Source organism: Psychrobacter sp. Ps7, assembly GCF_022129225.1.
GTDB lineage: Bacteria > Pseudomonadota > Gammaproteobacteria > Pseudomonadales > Moraxellaceae > Psychrobacter > Psychrobacter immobilis_A.
Window position 1 is genome coordinate 15,154 of sequence record NZ_JADQAH010000037.1, and the last position, 18,506, is coordinate 33,659.

At 42.1% G+C, this 18,506-nt stretch carries 17 protein-coding genes and 1 pseudogene; 11 read left to right on the forward strand and 7 right to left on the reverse strand.

Translation table 11 applies throughout. From position 1 onward, the window contains the following. Positions 1 to 9 precede the first annotated feature (9 nt). Positions 10 to 468 (forward strand): annotated as a pseudogene (locus I3257_RS11435) (IS1595 family transposase); the annotation flags it as partial. A gap of 21 nt (positions 469 to 489) precedes the next feature. On the opposite strand, the gene I3257_RS11440 reads toward I3257_RS11435, so the two are convergent. The 5 genes from I3257_RS11440 to glnE all read right to left on the reverse strand — a co-directional run bounded on the left by I3257_RS11440 (position 490) and on the right by glnE (position 7,963). Beyond that, entirely contained in the window at positions 490 to 1,467 is a 978-nt protein-coding gene (locus tag I3257_RS11440) for a capsular polysaccharide synthesis protein (RefSeq protein WP_087815257.1), read from the reverse strand. A gap of 3 nt (positions 1,468 to 1,470) precedes the next feature. Continuing rightward, positions 1,471 to 2,433 (reverse strand): glycosyltransferase, encoded by a 963-nt coding sequence (locus I3257_RS11445; RefSeq protein WP_238049828.1) that lies wholly within the window; start codon positions 2,431 to 2,433, stop codon positions 1,471 to 1,473. 27 nt (positions 2,434 to 2,460) lie between these two features. After that, entirely contained in the window at positions 2,461 to 3,549 is a 1,089-nt protein-coding gene (locus I3257_RS11450) for a glycosyltransferase family 4 protein (RefSeq protein WP_238049829.1), read from the reverse strand. A 321-nt stretch (positions 3,550 to 3,870) separates the two neighbouring features. Then, the gene (locus tag I3257_RS11455) at positions 3,871 to 4,800 is read right to left on the reverse strand and encodes a branched-chain amino acid transaminase (RefSeq protein WP_087815250.1); all 930 of its coding nucleotides are present in this window, start codon (positions 4,798 to 4,800) and stop codon (positions 3,871 to 3,873) included. Positions 4,801 to 5,083: 283 nt separating this feature from the next. Beyond that, entirely contained in the window at positions 5,084 to 7,963 is a 2,880-nt protein-coding gene (gene glnE, locus I3257_RS11460) for a bifunctional [glutamate--ammonia ligase]-adenylyl-L-tyrosine phosphorylase/[glutamate--ammonia-ligase] adenylyltransferase (protein ID WP_087815249.1), read from the reverse strand. Between the two features lie 216 nt (positions 7,964 to 8,179). Between glnE and tusD the strand changes: the two genes are divergently transcribed. The 4 genes from tusD (at position 8,180) to I3257_RS11480 (ending at position 9,878) form a co-directional block, all read left to right on the forward strand. Beyond that, positions 8,180 to 8,611, forward strand: a complete 432-nt coding sequence (tusD, locus tag I3257_RS11465; protein WP_201501367.1) for a sulfurtransferase complex subunit TusD — start codon at positions 8,180 to 8,182, stop codon at positions 8,609 to 8,611. A gap of 71 nt (positions 8,612 to 8,682) precedes the next feature. Beyond that, positions 8,683 to 9,006 (forward strand): hypothetical protein, encoded by a 324-nt coding sequence (locus tag I3257_RS11470; RefSeq protein ID WP_201553732.1) that lies wholly within the window; start codon positions 8,683 to 8,685, stop codon positions 9,004 to 9,006. Positions 9,007 to 9,120: 114 nt separating this feature from the next. After that, positions 9,121 to 9,510 carry a hypothetical protein gene (locus I3257_RS11475; RefSeq protein ID WP_238049830.1) on the forward strand — a complete coding sequence of 130 codons (390 nt, stop codon included), beginning with the start codon at positions 9,121 to 9,123 and terminating at the stop codon, positions 9,508 to 9,510. A 53-nt stretch (positions 9,511 to 9,563) separates the two neighbouring features. Beyond that, positions 9,564 to 9,878 carry a TusE/DsrC/DsvC family sulfur relay protein gene (locus tag I3257_RS11480; RefSeq protein ID WP_045447842.1) on the forward strand — a complete coding sequence of 105 codons (315 nt, stop codon included), beginning with the start codon at positions 9,564 to 9,566 and terminating at the stop codon, positions 9,876 to 9,878. A gap of 92 nt (positions 9,879 to 9,970) precedes the next feature. Here the strand turns inward: I3257_RS11480 and I3257_RS11485 are convergent, their stop codons facing one another. Continuing rightward, positions 9,971 to 10,543, reverse strand: coding sequence for a tRNA (cytidine(34)-2'-O)-methyltransferase (locus tag I3257_RS11485; RefSeq protein WP_201501369.1), 573 nt, complete (start codon positions 10,541 to 10,543; stop codon positions 9,971 to 9,973). Between the two features lie 302 nt (positions 10,544 to 10,845). Here I3257_RS11485 and I3257_RS11490 point away from each other — a divergent pair, with 302 nt between their 5' ends. After that, entirely contained in the window at positions 10,846 to 10,986 is a 141-nt protein-coding gene (locus I3257_RS11490; protein ID WP_045447789.1) for an entericidin A/B family lipoprotein, read from the forward strand. 114 nt (positions 10,987 to 11,100) lie between these two features. Here I3257_RS11490 and hemW read toward each other — a convergent pair whose 3' ends face one another. Then, positions 11,101 to 12,399, reverse strand: coding sequence for a radical SAM family heme chaperone HemW (gene hemW, locus I3257_RS11495; protein ID WP_201501370.1), 1,299 nt, complete (start codon positions 12,397 to 12,399; stop codon positions 11,101 to 11,103). A 276-nt stretch (positions 12,400 to 12,675) separates the two neighbouring features. On the opposite strand from hemW, the gene I3257_RS11500 reads away from it, so the two are divergent. The 5 genes from I3257_RS11500 (at position 12,676) to accC (ending at position 18,383) form a co-directional block, all read left to right on the forward strand. Next, a complete protein-coding gene (locus I3257_RS11500; protein WP_087815241.1) occupies positions 12,676 to 13,170 on the forward strand; it encodes an EVE domain-containing protein in 495 nt (164 codons plus the stop codon). 148 nt (positions 13,171 to 13,318) lie between these two features. Continuing rightward, positions 13,319 to 14,359: a hypothetical protein gene (locus I3257_RS11505; protein WP_087815240.1), complete on the forward strand. Its 1,041-nt coding sequence runs from the start codon at positions 13,319 to 13,321 to the stop codon at positions 14,357 to 14,359. A 461-nt stretch (positions 14,360 to 14,820) separates the two neighbouring features. Then, positions 14,821 to 16,188, forward strand: coding sequence for an MATE family efflux transporter (locus tag I3257_RS11510; protein ID WP_055124142.1), 1,368 nt, complete (start codon positions 14,821 to 14,823; stop codon positions 16,186 to 16,188). 250 nt (positions 16,189 to 16,438) lie between these two features. Next, positions 16,439 to 16,867, forward strand: a complete 429-nt coding sequence (gene accB / locus I3257_RS11515; protein WP_045447773.1) for an acetyl-CoA carboxylase biotin carboxyl carrier protein — start codon at positions 16,439 to 16,441, stop codon at positions 16,865 to 16,867. Between the two features lie 154 nt (positions 16,868 to 17,021). Next, the gene (gene accC / locus I3257_RS11520; RefSeq protein WP_045454980.1) at positions 17,022 to 18,383 is read left to right on the forward strand and encodes an acetyl-CoA carboxylase biotin carboxylase subunit; all 1,362 of its coding nucleotides are present in this window, start codon (positions 17,022 to 17,024) and stop codon (positions 18,381 to 18,383) included. The last annotated feature ends 123 nt before the right edge of the window (positions 18,384 to 18,506 follow it).

Here is an 18,506-nt window from a genome sequence, read left to right on the forward strand (position 1 = left end):
TAGGTGTAAGTCAAATTAGATGAAAGTTACTTTGGCGGCGTACGTAAAGGCAAAAGAGGTCGCGGGGCTGCTGGTAAGACAGCTGTATTTGGTATACTAAAACGAAATGGTAAGGTTTATACCATTGTCGTAGCAGACACCAAACAAAGCACATTAATGCCTGTCATCAAGCGTAAAATCAAGCCTGACAGCTTTGTTTATACTGATAGTTATCGAAGTTACAATGCGTTAGATGTGAGCGAGTTTAAACATTTCAGAGTCAATCACTCTAAAGAGTTTACTTGCGGTAAAAACAATCACATCAATGGCATTGAGAACTTTTGGAATCAGTCTAAAAGAACACTCAGAAAATATAATGGGATCGATAAGAAGAACTTCCATTTATTTTTAAAAGAGTGCGAGTTTAGATTCAACTATGGATCACCGTCTACTCAGCTTAAAACGCTGAGAAAATGGTGTGATATTTAATCCTTATCTACTACAGCCCCTTTATTTATATATATATCTATTTTTTAGATAGCCATAATAGGTTTGTTTTTCGAAATACTCTTCCTTGAAAGCCTCATGAATAGTCAACTTATGAATACTAGCTTGTGAAACTATTTTTTTGTATTCGTCTTCATTAAATTGCTTTTTTATCTCAGATTGTAATAAATGTGGAAAAGTATCATCAATAACAGGAAATTCAAAATCTATAATTTTTGACTCCTTTAATTCATTAATCATTACTTGAAAGAAAAAGTAATACTCAATTTTACTTTCATTTTCCCAATAATAAAGCAGCAAGTCAACCAAGGTCTTTGTAATCATTGAGTTTGGCTTAGAAAACATAATACTACTAAGATGTTTTACTTTAAATTCATCTCTCCAATTAAAGTAAAAATGTGTATCATTTGTACCCCAATTTTTATTAAGAGAGTTAGGATCACGGCTATACATAAAAAAATTACAGTTTGCATATTCCTTGGGTAGCCTATCTGTTAATAAAACGGAAGCATCTAGCCAAACCCCACCATAGATTGACAACAATGCAACACGCAGCAAATCAGAAAAGAATACTGGTCTAAAAACTCCATTTTTACGTTTTTCATCAACAAACTCTGGAAGCTTTATATATTCATTTATGTTTTCATCAGTAATTCTGATAACCTGATAATCGTGAGCATGACTGTCTACTGAAGAAAAACATATTTCCACCATTTCCGGTAAATTTTCTAATCCCTGTCCCCAATATTGCCAAATAATTTTTTTGCCTACCAGTTCTTTTTTGATTGGTGGAGTATCATACTTTTCTATTTTTTTGTCAGCGTATTGATCAAGAACCATCCTCCAGTAAGAGGCTACTTTTTCTTGCTTAATTTTATCATCATACTGATAATTCCAGCGCTTCCTTACATTTCTAGGCACTAGGCCATTATAGAAAACCTTAAAGGGCTTATTACGGATAACGTTAAAGATCTTTTGCATGGTCTACATACCTTTCAGAATTTTGTCTAATTTGGAACGTTTAATATTCAGAGTTATTCTTTGATGTATTCGCAGCTCTTTATTAGCAACAAGATAAAGCTCTGAGAAGTACTTATTGTATTGAGCATAGGTGTCTTTTAACAAATCTTCCTGATGGTTTTTAACGATTTTATTTAACAGCCCTATATAACGTTTATATACTTTATACAGCAAATAATGATAGCCATCTTTTTTACCATCTCTCTGATAGTTTTCAACGCGATAAGTGAAAGCATATAAATAATCATCTACGTATTTTTTGTCGAGATTTTTTAGAATAGACCCTTCACGCTCACGATACTTTATGACTGGATACTTCAAATAGCTATATTTAAAACTCTTTAATGAGATATCAGTCATATACAAAATATCTTCAAAATTCAATCCTTCTTTAAACCTTATGTCTTGTATTATCTGTCTTCTAAAAACCTTATTCCAAACATGATTACTATTATTTTCAATAATATTATCTAAGAAGCTATTGCTCTTATTGATATAATTTTTATTAGACGTGCCTATAAACCCTTTTTTATTTACCTCTTTTTTTCCTCGTAATGATACATAATCGGCACATAGCACATCCGAGTTCAATTTTTCTATTTGAGACATGACAGATTTATAAGCACCTTCGTACATAACATCATCAGAGTCAATAAACCAAATATACTCTGTTTGGGCCATATCGAAAAGCGCATTGCGTGTGGCTGACAAACCTCTATTATAAGGCGCATCGAAGATTTGCACTTGAGGGTAATTTTCAAAACGCTTGATAATAGCTGCACTATTATCTGTCGAAGCATCGTTCATTATTAAAATAGATGCTCTAGTATCGATTTGAGTGAGTATTGATTCTATACACTCTTCTACATAATCCGCTACATTATAAACAGGTATTAAAATACCAATTGTTAGATCTTCTTTATTCATACAACACTCACATTAAAAACTTTATAATTAACAGCTTGTTAATAAATTCTGAAATAATTGATAATACGCTTGAGTGACCTGTTTTTTATCATAATGAACTAAAACTTTCTCTCTAGCTGCCGTTGCTAGTGCTTGGTAGTTTGATGGATTAGATAGTACAGTCGCGATGATATTCGCCAGCTCTGTTGCTGCCCCGACTGGGAACAAGAAGCCATCCTTGTTGTCTTCAATCAACTCCTTTACTCCCATTGCAGTACTTCCCATAACGACACAGCCACTTGCCATCGCTTCTAGCACCGCTAGGTTCAGCCCTTCAAAACGGCTCGACATGATAAATACTTTATGTTGTAGCAATAGCTTTTCAACTTCGCTACTGTACTCTATAAAGGTCACTTGTTCATGCAGCTCATAGCGAGCAACCAAATCATGTACTTCTCTTTGGTAACGCTTGCGCCCACTACCAACTAAGGTAAGAGTGGGATTGATGCCTTTTTGCTTTAACTGATTCAGTGCTTCAATTAAAGTAACGTGATCCTTACTTTTAGCATATCTTCCCACCATAATCAGATCATGCGACCTTTCATTAACAGGTGCAAGATTCACACCGCCAAATCGAGTGGTATCAATACCATTTGGGATGGCTTGAATGGGTGCGTGAAGACCCTGCTCAGATAAGACTTGGGCTACGCCTTCAGAGACAGCCACAATTCTAGCAGTTGATTTACTTAGTTTACGCGTTTGGTATATCTTCCAAGGTGTATAGCGCTCTTTAGAGTTGTGTTCCACTTGTACCAAGCAAGGTACTTGTGCCAATAGCCCTGCCCGTCTTCCCAGTAAATGCTCAGGAAACCCATGCGCAACCAATATATCAGGTCGCCATTGCACACATAGTTTTTTTAATTCGTGAAGGGTCGCAAGATGGTTAGTACCTGTGACAACCTTGTAATCGATATCTTTACCTTCAAGTTCAGCAAGCTTTTCTGGTACGGTCGTTTTTTTGCGACGCAGTACTAACAGGTTTTCAGTCGATTCTATTTGATTGTGTGCCTCAACCAAATCAATAGCAACTTTCGTGGCTCCTGAAAAGCCACCAGTGACAAAATGTAAGACTCTCAACGGCTTCTCCATTAATCTATTCAAAGTAAAGCCAGACTTAGCTAAAAATAATGTTTTGTGACGCTCTCAATTTGAACGCACCTGCTTTAAGAATCGACATGCTAAGCAGCCGTATTCATAGATGGACACCATAGCAAGATGTAGCTTGAAACTAAGCGACGTTATGATACCGCATCCATAAATTATGTGCGAGCTTATCGTTAGTAGTTATAGCGAGCCTATGAACTTGATTTTAAGATACCTATTAGTACCACTCAACCAAAAAAGCTAAGACTTAAAACAGTCTTAGCTTTTTTATCTCATACAATATAATTTTAAATATTAATCAATAAAACTTAACCAATCCATATACTGCTCATTGCGACCATGAACCACATCAAAGTACAAGGTTTGTAGCTGCTCAGTCAAAGGTCCACGTCCACCATTGCCAATAGTACGATCATCATATTCACGAATAGGCGTCACTTCAGCCGCCGTACCCGTCATGAATATTTCATCTGCCAAATAAAACTCATCACGAGTGATACGGCGCTCAACGACCTTGATGCCTAGATTATCAGCGAACTGAATGATGGTGCGACGAGTGATACCGTCAAGTGCACCGCCCGCTAAATCTGGTGTATGCAATACGCCATCTTTGACTAAGAACAAGTTCTCGCCAGCACCTTGGCAGACGTAACCCTGCGGATCCATCAAGATAGCTTCGTCATAGCCATTACGAGTGACTTCTTGGTTGGCCATGATGGACACTGGATAGTTGCTCGAGGCTTTTGCCTTACACATGGTCACATTGGTCATATGATGAGTAAATGACGAGGTTTTTACACGGATACCATTTTTGATACCCTCTTCACCCAGATAAGCGCCCCAATGCCAAGCAGCAACCATTGCATTGATACTGTTATCACGTGACGATAAACCAAGCTTTTCTGCACCGACCCAAATGAGCGGACGAATATAGGCTTCTGCCAAGTTGTTTTGCTTGACCACATCTTTGTGCGCCTGCTCCAGAGTCGCTGCATCAAACGGTACATTCATTTGAAAGATTTTTGCAGAGCCTAACAGACGCTCGGTGTGCTCTTTTAGGCGAAAAATTGCCGTACGATTATCAGCAGTTTGGTATGCGCGCACACCTTCAAACACAGCCATGCCATAATGCAGGCTATGCGTCAGCACATGGACTTTGGCATCTGGCTGCTCAATCATTGTGCCATTCATCCAAAGCTTGCCATCTTGTGTTGCCATATTCATTTTATAATCCTTATGTTAGCACTAACGGCTATTTTTTTAGGTATAGTCGACGCACGTATAAATGCTTCGACTAGAGGTTTTGTTTAATCGTATTTATCAACATCATATGATAACACCGCAGCGTCAAATTTTATTGCTAAAATATAGTGTTATCCTTACTTAGAAATAACCAACAACTGACAGATTTATCGTAATGTGTCGCCGATTATATCACTGGCGGTGCTAGCAAATGAAATCTTTTAGTTTGAGTATCACAGGCTATTATTTATAAGCAAAAACCTTCTTAAAAATTAGGCGAATCGCCATCGGCCAAATTAACACCCATCAAATGTTGCCATTGCGCTTGTACTAATGCTCGTGTTTCTTTCCACAGTGACTCATCCACCAATAGCGATTGCTCTGATAGTGCCAATTGATGAGTAGCAGCACGAATTCTGAGGTAGGCATCCGTTAAATCTTGGCAGACTTGCTCCTCCCAAATACCCAGTGATGCCACTTCTTCAAAAATACGAACGTTGTCGCTCCATTTGGTCAGGCTCGGATGCTCATGCGAATAAGCCAATACTGCAAATTGCGCTAAGAATTCAATGTCAATGATCCCGCCTGCATCTTGTTTAAGATGAAACTTACCTGCTTGTTGTTGCCATTGACTGGTGCCCAGATGTTTTTGCATCTTAATACGCATACTGGTGACTTCTGTACGCACCTGCTCTATCGTGCGCGGTAATGATAATACGTCTCGGCGAATATCACAAAAGCGTGCCGTCACTCGTTTATCACCGCAAATCGCTCGCGCCCGTACCAAGGCTTGATGCTCCCACGACCATGCCTTTTCTAGCTGATAGGTTTCAAAAGCATGACAAGACACCACCATCATGCCAGCATTACCTGAGGGGCGCAGACGCATATCAATCTCATAAGCGCGGCCATCTCGAGTTTGGGTATTGAGATAGTTCATCAGCTTTTGTACCAAACGGGCAGCAAACTTCATACCGCTGACTGATTTTTCACCCGTGGTCATGCCCTGCTCTTTTATCTTATGTAAAAACACCAAATCCAAATCTGAAGAATAAGACAGCTCTAGCCCGCCAAGCTTGCCATAACCAATGATGGCAAAACCGCAATCTGCCTCGGTCACCGGATCGCCATCTTGACCAATAGGATAGCCGTAGCGTTTGACAATTTCTGCAAAAGCCCGTTCTAATGCGGCTTCTAGTACCACCGCTGCGATATATGTAAGAGAATCCGACACCTTCATAATCGGACGCTCAGCCAATACATCACTGGCGGCGACCGCCAACACTTGGTTCTTCTTAAATAATCTTAATACGCTGAGCAGCTCTTCTTCGTCATTAGGCTCTACGCGCAATAGCTGTTGACGCAAAATATCACGCAACTCTGGCTTGTCCGGCAAGTGGCGATAGCGCTGCTGTAAAAAAGTATCTAAGAGCACAGGATAATGTGCCAACTCTTTGGCAATCCAAGGACTGGCCGACAGCATGGGTATCAGTTCAATCGTTGCATTGGGGTTTTCTGCAATCATCACCAAATAGATAGAACGACGACAAATCGCTTCGAGCAATGTAATGAGACGCGGCAAAGCGGTATTGGCCAATTGCTGCTGCTCTTGATGAGCGAGTAACGCATGGATAATTACAGGATAAGCGTCATCCAACCGCTCGCGAGCCTCATCGCTTAAGTTAGCGACCATCTTTGACTGCCAAAAATCTTGTAACAGCACTCGGTTTTCTGCCGTTAACACATCATTCAATCGTGCAATCTGTTCATCAAGATGTTCGGGCTCAAGATCTGTGTCTTCATGATCCGGTACCTGACGTTCGGTCACCATACGCTCAAAGGGAACATTGACATTGTCTCGGTGGTGGTTAAGGGTATCTAACAGTGCATTCCAATCGTCAAACCCAAGGGTAACCGCCAAGTTATACTGCCACTGCGGATCATGTGGCAAACGCTGAGTCTGTTGATCATTAATCGCTTGAATGGCGTGTTCAAGCCGACGTAAAAAACGATACGCGGCTTGGAGCTCTTGATAAGTAGTCCTCTCTAGATACTCAAGCTTATGTAATACCTGCATTGCTTGTAAACAAGATTTCACCTGTAATTGAGGATGCCTGCCACCATAAATCAACTGAAAGGCCTGCACAATAAATTCAATGTCTCTGATACCACCAGCACCCAGCTTGATGTTATCCAAATCTTCCCGCTGAGCGACTTGGTTTTGAATAAGCGATTTCATCTCCCTGAGCGCTGAAAAAGCACTGTAATCCACGTAATAACGGAAAACAAAGGGCTTGATGAGCGCTTGTATCTCATCATAAAACGGCTGTTCTAGCTGCCCGACTACTCGCGCTTTTAGCCATGCAAAACGCTCCCATGCACGTCCATGTTGAGAGAAGTACTTCTGTAATGCAGATAGATGAATGGCCAAATCACTACCATCACCCCAAGGGCGCAGACGCATATCGACCCGAAAAACAAAGCCATCAGCCGTCTTTTGATCCAATAATTTAATAATACCTTGACCAAGCCTTGTCATAAACCGCTTATTATCTATGCTGCGCGTGCCTTTTGATTTATCACCGCTGGTTACACCACGAGCCTGATGGACAAAGATAAGGTCTATATCACTCGATAGATTCAGCTCATGAGCGCCAAGCTTACCCATCGCCATAATCGCCATGTCATCAATTTGCACGTTACCTTTGGCATTGACAAACGTTGGTTCGCCGTACTGTTTAATCAAATGCTGGTAGGTATAATCTTTGGCAAATGAGATACAGCCGTCTGCAAACTCAGACAGCTCGTCGGTCAATTGCTCAAGTGCTATCAGTTGTAAGGCATCTTGCCAAATCCAGCGCATCATCAGCAGTGTACGTAGATGACGCAGGCCACTCATTACCTTCACTTCATCAGCAAGTTGGTAATTATCATCTAACGTATAATCTTGAATCAAATCATCGATTTGCTGCCGAGTTAAGGTTCGATCTAACGGGTAGCTACGTAAAAACGTTTGGCATGAAACCGTTCGACTCTCCCAAATCTGATAAGCGAACTCGCTTGCCGTCTGCAATATTTGCAGCTGTTCGGTTGTATACTGACAATCTGTACCATGGGTCGCACGTGAAGGCATAGCGGATGACATAGGGAACATAACTCCTTGCATAGAGTGATAAGACTACGTGAACTTAGCGCATAAGTTTATCGTTTTTTCTTACGAAGTAGTCACAGCATCAACTAACGATACGCAATATGTCGGTATTTAATATAAAACTACGTTTAATGACAGTGACCCTATTTGCTTTTGAGCGCTTTATGGTAGCATAAACAACTTTAGCGCAGATGATTGAAAAGAGCTCTTATGACAACCATGACCCCATTGCTTCTGATTACTGCTGATCCTAGCCACCCACTTGCCCATTTAGCGCTACGTTATGCACGCGCTTATCTCAAAAATGCCGCCAATAGTAAAGATACCAATGACAATGCCACCTTAGATAATATCACCTTAAACGTATTTTTTTATGGCGATGCGGCTAATACTGCCAATGATCTACGCTGGCAGTCGGCGGATCAAATTAATTTGACCAAAGAGTGGCAAACGCTCGCTGAGCAGTTCCAGTTAGCGCTGCCTGTCTGTGTCAGTACTGCACTCAGTCGCGGCATTAGCGACACGGATAACAGCAAACGCCATCAACTTAATGGTGACAACCTTGCCACTGGCTTTTCACTGATCGGACTGAGTGAGCTGGCGATGATGATGCAAGGCGACTGTCGTTTGATGCAATTTTGATGACTTGCCGTGCAGACAGATTACATCTTATGATAATAACTGTCAGCGACCAATTAGATTAGGAATTAACCATGAAATTATTAGTTCAGCTGCTCACGCCGACTGAAATGGCGAGTTATGAAGGCTGTGCGCTTGCATTAACGCTAGCGACCTTTGGTCATGAAGTACAGCTGTATTTGGATGCGCCTGTTTTTGGCTTGTTGATGCAGCCTGCGTCGCGTTTGCATGGCATGATTCAGTCGCTTGAGCTATATGACATGCCAGCCGCTTGGCTACCTGACGATGTTTTTAGCGGGTGGGTAACAGGTATGCTACCTATTGATTTGGCTTCACAATTGACATTGATACCTGAAGTGGTGAACGCTTCAGACTTTGAGCAAATACTACGCTTTTAGCCTCGCAATTTTATTTGTAATACTTTAAATACTAGGCCATGTCCTCATTTTAAAAATAGAGATGAGAATGAGGACACGCCTTATCCTAAATCTAGCAAAAAATCGGACACTGTTATGGCAACTTTATATCAAATACACAGCACAATGGATATGCTCAGGCGCAGTGTCGATGAGATGTCACGGACATGGCGCACCGGTGACAGTATTCTCTTGCTTGGTAGCACCGTGGCTTTTATCAGTTGGCTTGATGCGTATTTGAGTGACAATGAAATACAAGGCATCGCAAATATTTATGCCTTAGCCGATGATGTGGCGCAGCTGAGTACCAATACCAGTGCTAAGCTCAATCTAGAAGCCAAGTTGAGTGGGCTGTTAACCGATGAAGAATGGGTCAATCTAACTCAGAATACCAATTTTAGTAATACCAATGCTAGTAATACCAGTGTTAGTAATACCGATGCTAATAATGCGGGGTTTGATAAAGTAGTGACCATTGCCCTATGAATAACGATAATACGATCAATCACGATATAACCAATCATTATATAACAGCGGCAATCAACGTTGAATTGGATCAAGACGGTCATTTATGTGACCATAATATCTGGACCCCTGAAGTCGCTCAGCAATTGGCCAACACTCTAGAGGTGCATCTAGAAACTGAGCATTTACAAATTTTACAGCAGGTACGGGCATTTTTTACTCAGTTTAATCACGCACCAGCCACGCGCCCACTGATTAAATGGTTACAGAAAACCTTGCCAGAGCATGATATCAGCAATCAGAAACTACAGCAGTTATTCAACACTGGCTTGGTTGCCCGCCATGTCAATCGCCTTGCCGGTCTGCCCAAACCACCCAACTGCTTATAAGATATATGGCATATATGATTGATAAGGTGTTATGAATGGCGATGAATACCTAAATGTTGGATCATCGCCTGCAATCAGTAAAAAATGCATGGCTATTTTGGATCGTACACTGTCAACGTCTCATACCCGATACTACGACCTTCATCACCAGTGAAGCCTTGCTGACGCCAGACCTCATACAGACATATCGCCACACTATTCGATAAGTTTAAACTGCGTGAATCAGCCAGCATAGGCAAGCGCAACCAGTGATCAGCGCCGATATCTTCACGTATATCATCTGCCAGACCTGCTGTTTCAGAGCCAAATACTAAGGCGACATTAGGTATCTGCTCAGGCATCAGGGCACAATCAGATTCGGCAGCCATCTGTTGCCCACCAAAGTCATAGTCATAAAAAGGCTTGCTCAGTTTGGTGGTCAATGCTGTGACAATATGACAATCCGCTGCCTGTAGCGCCAGTTTTGCTGTCGCCCAATCATCATGTACTTGTAGGTGCGCGTATTCATGATAATCCAAACCTGCACGCCGCAGCTTTTTATCATCAAGCTCAAACCCTAATGGCCTGACCAAATGTAGCTGCGCGCCCGTATTGGCACATAAGCGGATAATATTGCCCGTGTTACTAGGCATTTTTGGCGCTACCAACACAATATGGGTGGTCATATCGACTCCTTAAGTCGTCAAATCTGCGTATTATCGTCGATCCGAGATAACGTGGACAGACTCTACTAAAATGATGGTTATTTGAATTTCTGAGCAAAAGGTAATTAAAAGTTACAGTTTACTGCCAATAATTACATTTTGATACTTTGCACAGTTTTTAACTTTCACTATGATGTCTCTAACGGATATCGAGATAGTATTTATCTATTATTATCTTATCCAATAACCCCTCAGTGAGGCTCAAGCCTAATGCTTAGCATCACTGTTATTATTTATAACGACCCATTTTTGAGGATTCTATTATGAAAAAATTAATCATCGCATCTTTAACTGCTATGTTTGTTCTAACTGGTTGCAACACTTTTAAAGGTTTGGGCCAAGACGTATCAAGCGCTGGCGAAGCTGTTACTGGCGGCGCACAAGACGTACAAAATAAAATCTAAGTATTGATTTTTTTGCGTATTTGAAAGGCTTATCATTTATGTGATAAGCCTTTTTTTATAACTTTATTTTTCGATAGTAAAGACTGACATTAAAGACACCGTGAATATCTCCAATTATAAGAAGGCTCGCAATATCTGATTGAGATAACGTTGACCCAATAGCGTTGGCTGTAGTCGCTCCGTATTGTCTACTAGTAATCCCTGAGTAATCAATTGCACCACTTGTACAGCAATATCATCATCACTAAGCCCTGTCCTTGCAGTAAACATAGACCAAGCGACGCCATCATGTAGACGTAGCGCATTCAGCATAAACTCACTGACCAATTCATCACTGTCAATTTCCTGCCAACCCACCATTTTTGGTGCGTTTTGTTTAACAGAAGAATCAGTGGTATCTTGATAATCCACATAATCTTTAGGCAGTCGTGACTTACTAAAACGATAAATACCAGAATCTGCTAGCAAGTCATTCTTTAAGCCATTATCTGTTAATGCTGATGCTTCATGAGCAATCGTTACTTTACCATGCGCGCCCGCACCAATCGCTAGGTAGTCACCAAATTGCCAGTAATTAACATTGTGACGGCATGCCTTATCTGACGCGCCTGCCCACGCGGATACTTCGTAATTGCAGTAGCCCAATTGCTGCAACAACGCTTGACCTGCCTGCTCAATATCTGCCAAGTTATCCTCATCTGGTAAAATCGGCTGGCTACGGTAAAATACGGTATTGGGCTCAATCGTTAATTGATACCAAGAAATATGCGTCGCCCCAGCATCATGCGCCATCTGGATATCGTTCAGCGCCTCATTCATCATTTGCTGCGGTAGCCCATGCATCAAATCGACATTGACTCGCTCAAACCCAGCCACGCGAGCTGCACGAATCGCTGACAATGCTTGTGCAGGGTCATGTATGCGACCAAGGGTTTTGAGCTTATCAGCAGCAAAGCTTTGTACACCTATCGACAAACGATTGATACCCACCTCTAAATATTGAGCAAAAGGCGCATGCTCAAGCGTGCCCGGATTAGCTTCCATCGTTACTTCAATGCCATCAGCAAACTTAAAAATGTTGCGTAAGCCAGTAAACAATCGCTGGTATTGCGCAATGGGTAGCAGTGAAGGCGTACCACCACCGATAAAAATAGAACTGATTTCACGCGCTTGGGTTAACGACTGCTGCATGGCGGCATCTGACAGCAGCGCATCCACATATTCGTCATACATAGATAGCTGCATATCCATCGGCAGCTCATGCGAATTAAAATCACAATAAGGGCATTTTTTGACACACCACGGGATATGAATATAAAGCGCCAGTGGAATGGCGCTTACCTGTATCCCACTCGCAGTATTATTAGAGATGCTGAGATTATCAGAAAAATGAGCAGGTGTAATATTTGACATAAACGAAGGTATCTATAAAAAAGGTTACATAAATGGATGACTGCTGTCACTAGCAGAAAGTAGCGCTAGGATAACGGCTAATGTAATTAAAAAAAAGGCTATCTTAAAGAAAAGCCGATCAATAACAAAACCAGTCACAAATATCCATATTAACCCAGTACTTTTATAGGCAAAATAGTGAAGAATGATGGCATAAAATGACATTGTATTAAATGACATTGCATACAGTGATATTGCAAATAATGAATGGCTGATAATGATAAATAGGATAAAGATATGGCTTATTGGTTAATGAAGTCCAACCCCAAGTTTTTTGGTATTGATGATTTGCAACGCCTAGAGACAGACAGTTGGGATGGTGTGCGCAATTACCGCGCTCGTAACTTCATGCGTGATGAGATGCAGGTCGGCGACAAGGTATTCTTTTATCACTCTAGCGCTAAGCCGTCTGGCGTCGCTGGCATCATGATGGTAAGCAAAGCAGGCTACCCTGACCCTTGCCAGTTCCATCCTGAGCACCGTCATTACGATCCTATTGCCACCGAAGATGAGCCACGCTGGTATATGGTAGATGTCACTTTTGAGCAAGCATTTACTGATATTCTACCACTATCAGCCCTTAAATTTTTACCCGCACTTGAGGATTCACTATTAATGAGAAAAGGCTGTGAGCAACTTACCGTAATTCCACTAGACGCCAAACACTGGTACGCCATTATGGATATGGCAGAAACCCTTCATCTACTATCTGAGCAACCAGTGGTGAGATAGTAACGATTGAGTAAGGTTTTTAGTGTTATCAACGAACACTTATTGATGCGCTGCCTGCAAAAAATTTGCTATATTTGCGATTTATGCTCAACAATTCATTTCTCGACCTTCTTTATCACACCTTTATCTCCATTATCAGGACCCGCTTATGAGCGCACCCAAACTACTATTATCTGTATTAACCGTCAGTATATTAAGTCTGACCCTTAGCGCCTGTGGCAGTGACGGGGACAAGGTCAAAGAGGAATATGACCGAATAGAAGATCAGGTGAAAGATGAATATGATCGTGTGGAAGACAAGGTCAAAGAGAAGTATAAAGAAGTCGAAGATAAGCTGAGCGATGATGAAAAATCCATGGCCGAGATTCTGGAGTCAGTATTTTTACCAGAAGAATCACTCGATAATTTCTTGGACAAAATAACCCCAGAAGGCGGTCGCGGCGGTTTATATGTCGGACACTTTATTGAGATTGAAGATGGTGACAACGACGATATCGATATCGGTGCTGTTTACTTTGACATCAGCAAAGATGGCGCTGGCAGCGTCGATGGTAGCGTTAGTTATCAGCAGCAAGCCTGCCAAGAAAATAACACTTTGGGTATCAACTCAGCCATTAAGGTTGACAACTATATCGCGGGTAAAATAACAGGCAGTCTCGATACGTTAGCGTTTTTAGACATTAAATATGTCAATGATTTGGGCATAGAAACACCAAACTTATTAACCACCTTTGCGGGGAGCTTTGAGGAAAAAGAAGCAGGATCACCTTGGAGAGGTAGCTTTGAGTATCAGGATGGCCTCGGCGGTAAAAAGCTAACCAGTAGCGAAAAAAATTGCAGCGTCACTTACACCATCAGCGATCGCTCTAATTTTAAGACGTACCCACTTGATTATAGTCTGGGCAAAATGACTCTTGATGTCATCGGTAATGGCAGTCAAAAGACCGTCACTTGGCAAAATCCTGCCAATACCAAGTATTTACTGGTTAGCCAAATTGATGTCAACAAAGCCGAGTCTGGTGCCAACGGCTATGTGCAGAATGTGATATTAAGTAATCTTGAAACGCAGTTTACCCCTGTCATTCCAGCCATGTTCACCAATTACGTGATTGTCGTGCAAGCATTTGATGCCAATAATACCTTGATTGGCTATCAAGCGGTGGTGCAAGATTTGCCTGAGTCCCTATAAATGCCTGCTGATGTGCCTATAAGTTAGAATGGTTATCTTCAAGTGCTCACTCTCTTGAATCGATTACCTTTCACAGTCAGTTTTTAAGATCGATACAACGCTTTTAAAGCGTTGACATCATAGCGTGGCTTCTTTACCATTCTATTTATTTATGACCTGTCAATCCACTGCTTGGATTGACGGGTTATTTTTATTTTTGTGCCTGACTTTTTTTGCATACTCTGTCTATATAGGCTTGCTCATATTATTTATCGGAGTATTATCGTCGGCACGACTCCCCCTTTTACATCCAGCCAAAAAACTGGATTGGCTTGGTTAAACTTGCTTAGGGCGTGTCCTCATTCTCATTTGCTTTTCTGCTCAAATTTTTGGTTATGGTATGACCGTCTCGCTATTGTTTTGTTGATGGCAATATTTGCTCATCTATCATAATTACCGCAAAGAATAAAAAGTTGCTCACTATGGTTTTCCCATTATCTTTTAGAGATTTTAAAAGCTACAGCTTACGCTTAGGCGTGCTCGCGCTTCCTATTTTAATTACTCAGTTTTGCCAAGCAGCACTTGGTGTGGTCGATGCTATCATGGCAGGTCAAGTCTCCGCGCTTGATTTGGCTGCCGTCGCCGTTGGCTCTGGTATTTGGCTGCCGCTGTTTTTATTAGCCACTGGTATTTTAATCGCCACCACCCCTCTTATTGGTGAGGCGATTGGTCAAAATAAGCACCATCAAGTACCGCATATCACGCAGCAGTCTTTATGGACCGCCAGTGTCATTGGTATTATGGGCTTTATCATCGTTAATTTAGCACCCAATGTACTTGGGGTCATGGGTGTGCCTGAAAACATCCAACCGATAGCAACGCAGTATTTGCATGGCGTGTCGTTTGGTTTTCCCGCACTGGCTGTCTATGCGGTGCTACGCAGTTATTGCGAAGCACTTGGGCGACCTGAGCCGGTGACAGTGATTAGTATTATCGGGCTACTTGCCGATATTCCCCTTAACTATATATTTATCCACGGTCTGTTTGGCATGCCCGAAATGGGCGGCGCAGGCTGCGGGGTCGCAACAGCCATTGTGTTATGGATAAATGTTTTGTTACTGGCGGCTTATACCAGCTTTACTAAGCGACAGCAGTTTGCCAGCACGCGCTTCTTTTATGCCTTTGCCAGTCCTAATCGTGCACAGATTAAAAAGCTCCTTAAACTTGGTATTCCGATTGGTATCTCTATCTTTTTTGAAGCCAGTTTGTTCAGCTTGGGCGCTCTTGTTATCAGTCCATTAGGTGAGCTAGCAACCGCATCGCATCAGGTGGCATTAGCGGTGACTTCCCAGCTGTTTATGATTCCGATATCGGTCGCTATGGCACTGACAATCATGGTATCCAATCGTTTTGGCGAAAAAAACCTCATGGCGTTACGTCAAGTGCAAGCCACTGGTCTTATCTGGACAGTATTGATTGCGCTCACTTGTATGATTGGTATTTGGCTATTTAGGCCGCAATTGGCAGCCGCATTCTCTGATAACCCAGCCGTTATCACGCAATCTATGCATTTACTTATTTTTGCCCTTGGTTATCAGCTGTTCGATGGCTGGCAAGTCAACGTCGCTGGTATATTGCGCGGCATGCAAGACACCACGATCCCAATGTGGGTCACGTTGTTCTGTTACTGGCTGGTGGCATTGCCACTCGGTGTTTATTTGGTTCGCTTCACCGATATAGGCGCACAAGGGTTTTGGATGGCATTAATCACAGGTTTATTCTTATCCTCTATTCTACTCACCCTACGCCTGCGCTACCAACAAAAGCGTCTGACGGCGATGTGGGGTTAATGCATCAGCTATACTGATGTAAATGCAGTATCTACTAACCATGACTAGCGCTACATGGTCACATAGACTATGATAAACCATTAAGCATTTCTTACTCGTAAGAAATGCTTACGTCATAATATGTAAAAAAACTCAGTTAACAACTGTACATCGATTGCTCATTGCCATGAATATAGGTATCATTAGCAATTACCTACACAATATTTAGTTACACTATTTCTTGAAATTAGTAGAAGGCAAAATTAAAACTATGGATATTGAAAAAATACGCACCCTAATCGCCCTCATGGAAGAAAGTGAACTGGTTAATTTAGAAATCAGCTCAGATGATGAACACATCAGCTTAACTCGTCACTATGATGCGCCTGCACCGACCATGATGGCCGCACCTGCTGCTGGCATTGCCCCTATCACTGCTGAAGCAAAGCCAGCGGTAAAAGCGGGTAGTGTTGAGACATCGCCGATGGTTGGTGTTTATTACTCAGCTCCTAGCCCTAATGATCCACCATTCGTAAAGGTCGGACAAAAGGTACAAGCTGGTGACACATTGGGCATCATCGAAGCCATGAAAATTATGAATCCTCTTGAGGCAACGCAAAGTGGTGTCGTTGACGAAATCTTAGTCGATAACTCCGAAGTGGTACAGTTTGGTCAACCCGTCATACGCTATAGAGCTTAACGACACTATTTACCAACCTTTACCTCATTATGATAGAGATTTCGTTATCATTTGGCATTTTAGCTTGAGTTATTTTATCTTTATCGTAGCTCGATTTAATGGTGCCTAAAATAACGACTCTATCAATGACCGCCGCTTCGACAAGGATGACCCCATGATAAAAAAACTGCTCATCGCCAATAGAGGTGAGATTGCCCTACGTATCGTTCGAGCCTGCAAAGCCCTTGGCATAGAGACCGTCGGTATCTACTCCACAGCTGATGCAAACTTGATGCACCTGCGCTTTGTTGATGAGGCAATCTGTATTGGCAAACCCAATGCCAATCAAAGCTATCTTGATATCAATACTATTTTAACCGCAGCTGAAATCACTGGTGCCGACGCTATCCATCCGGGTTATGGTTTTTTGGCTGAAAATGCTGAATTCGCTGAACGCGTCGAAGAAGCAGGTCTCACTTTCGTTGGTCCTAATGCTGATCATATTCGATTAATGGGCAATAAAGTCTCTGCCATTAATGCGATGAAAAAAGCTGGCGTACCGACCGTCCCTGGTTCAGTGGGCGCGGTAACGTTGCATAATGCTGAAGAGCAAGCACGCCATATCGGCTTTCCGTTATTGATTAAAGCCGCTTCTGGCGGCGGCGGTCGCGGTATGCGTGTGGTTGAGCGCTTCGAAGAAGTCATTGGGCAAGTACAGGCTGCTAAGCAAGAAGCTGAGCTGTGGTTTGGTGATGATACCGTGTATATGGAACGCTACCTACAAAATCCGCGCCACGTAGAGATACAAGTGCTTGGCGATGGTAACGGTAATGCCATTCACTTATACGATCGAGATTGTTCATTGCAACGTCGTCACCAAAAGGTATTAGAAGAAGCCCCTGCGCCTGATATCCCTGATGATGTACGTCAGCCAATCTTAGATGCTTGCGTTAAAGCATGTGAGTTGGTGAAATATCGCGGTGCCGGTACTTTTGAGTTTTTATTTGAAAATAATGAATACTTTTTTATTGAGATGAATACTCGTGTGCAAGTTGAGCATCCGGTAACTGAGATGATTACTGGCATCGACGTGGTCGTCGAGCAGCTAAAAATCGCAGCAGGCTACGGTTTGTCTTATCGTCAAAGCGAGATTGAGATTCAAGGTCATGCCATTGAATGTCGCATCAATGCTGAAGATCCAGCCACCTTTATGCCTTGTCCTGGTACAGTCACTCAGTTATTTGCCCCCAGTGGTGCTGGTGTACGCTTTGACTCGCACCTCTACCCGGGCTACGAGATTCCAAGCTATTATGACTCATTGATTGGCAAGCTTATCTGCCATGGTCAAACGCGCCAGCAAGCCGTCTCTAAGACGCTGCATGCACTCGATGAATTGGTGATTGAGGGTATTAAAACCAATATCCCGCTGCATCGCGATGTCATTTTGGCAGATGACAATTTTATTCACGAAGCACAAAATATTCATTACCTTGAAAGAGAGCTTCTAACTGGCAATAAAAAGAAGGCGGATGTATAACCTGCTTTGATTCATTGTTAAACATAAAAAAACCGCTACCTATTTAGATAGCGGTTTTTTTATGTTTCTATTAGACCTCTTGCAAAAGTAGCAAAGGATTTTACAATAACTCATACATTCGCA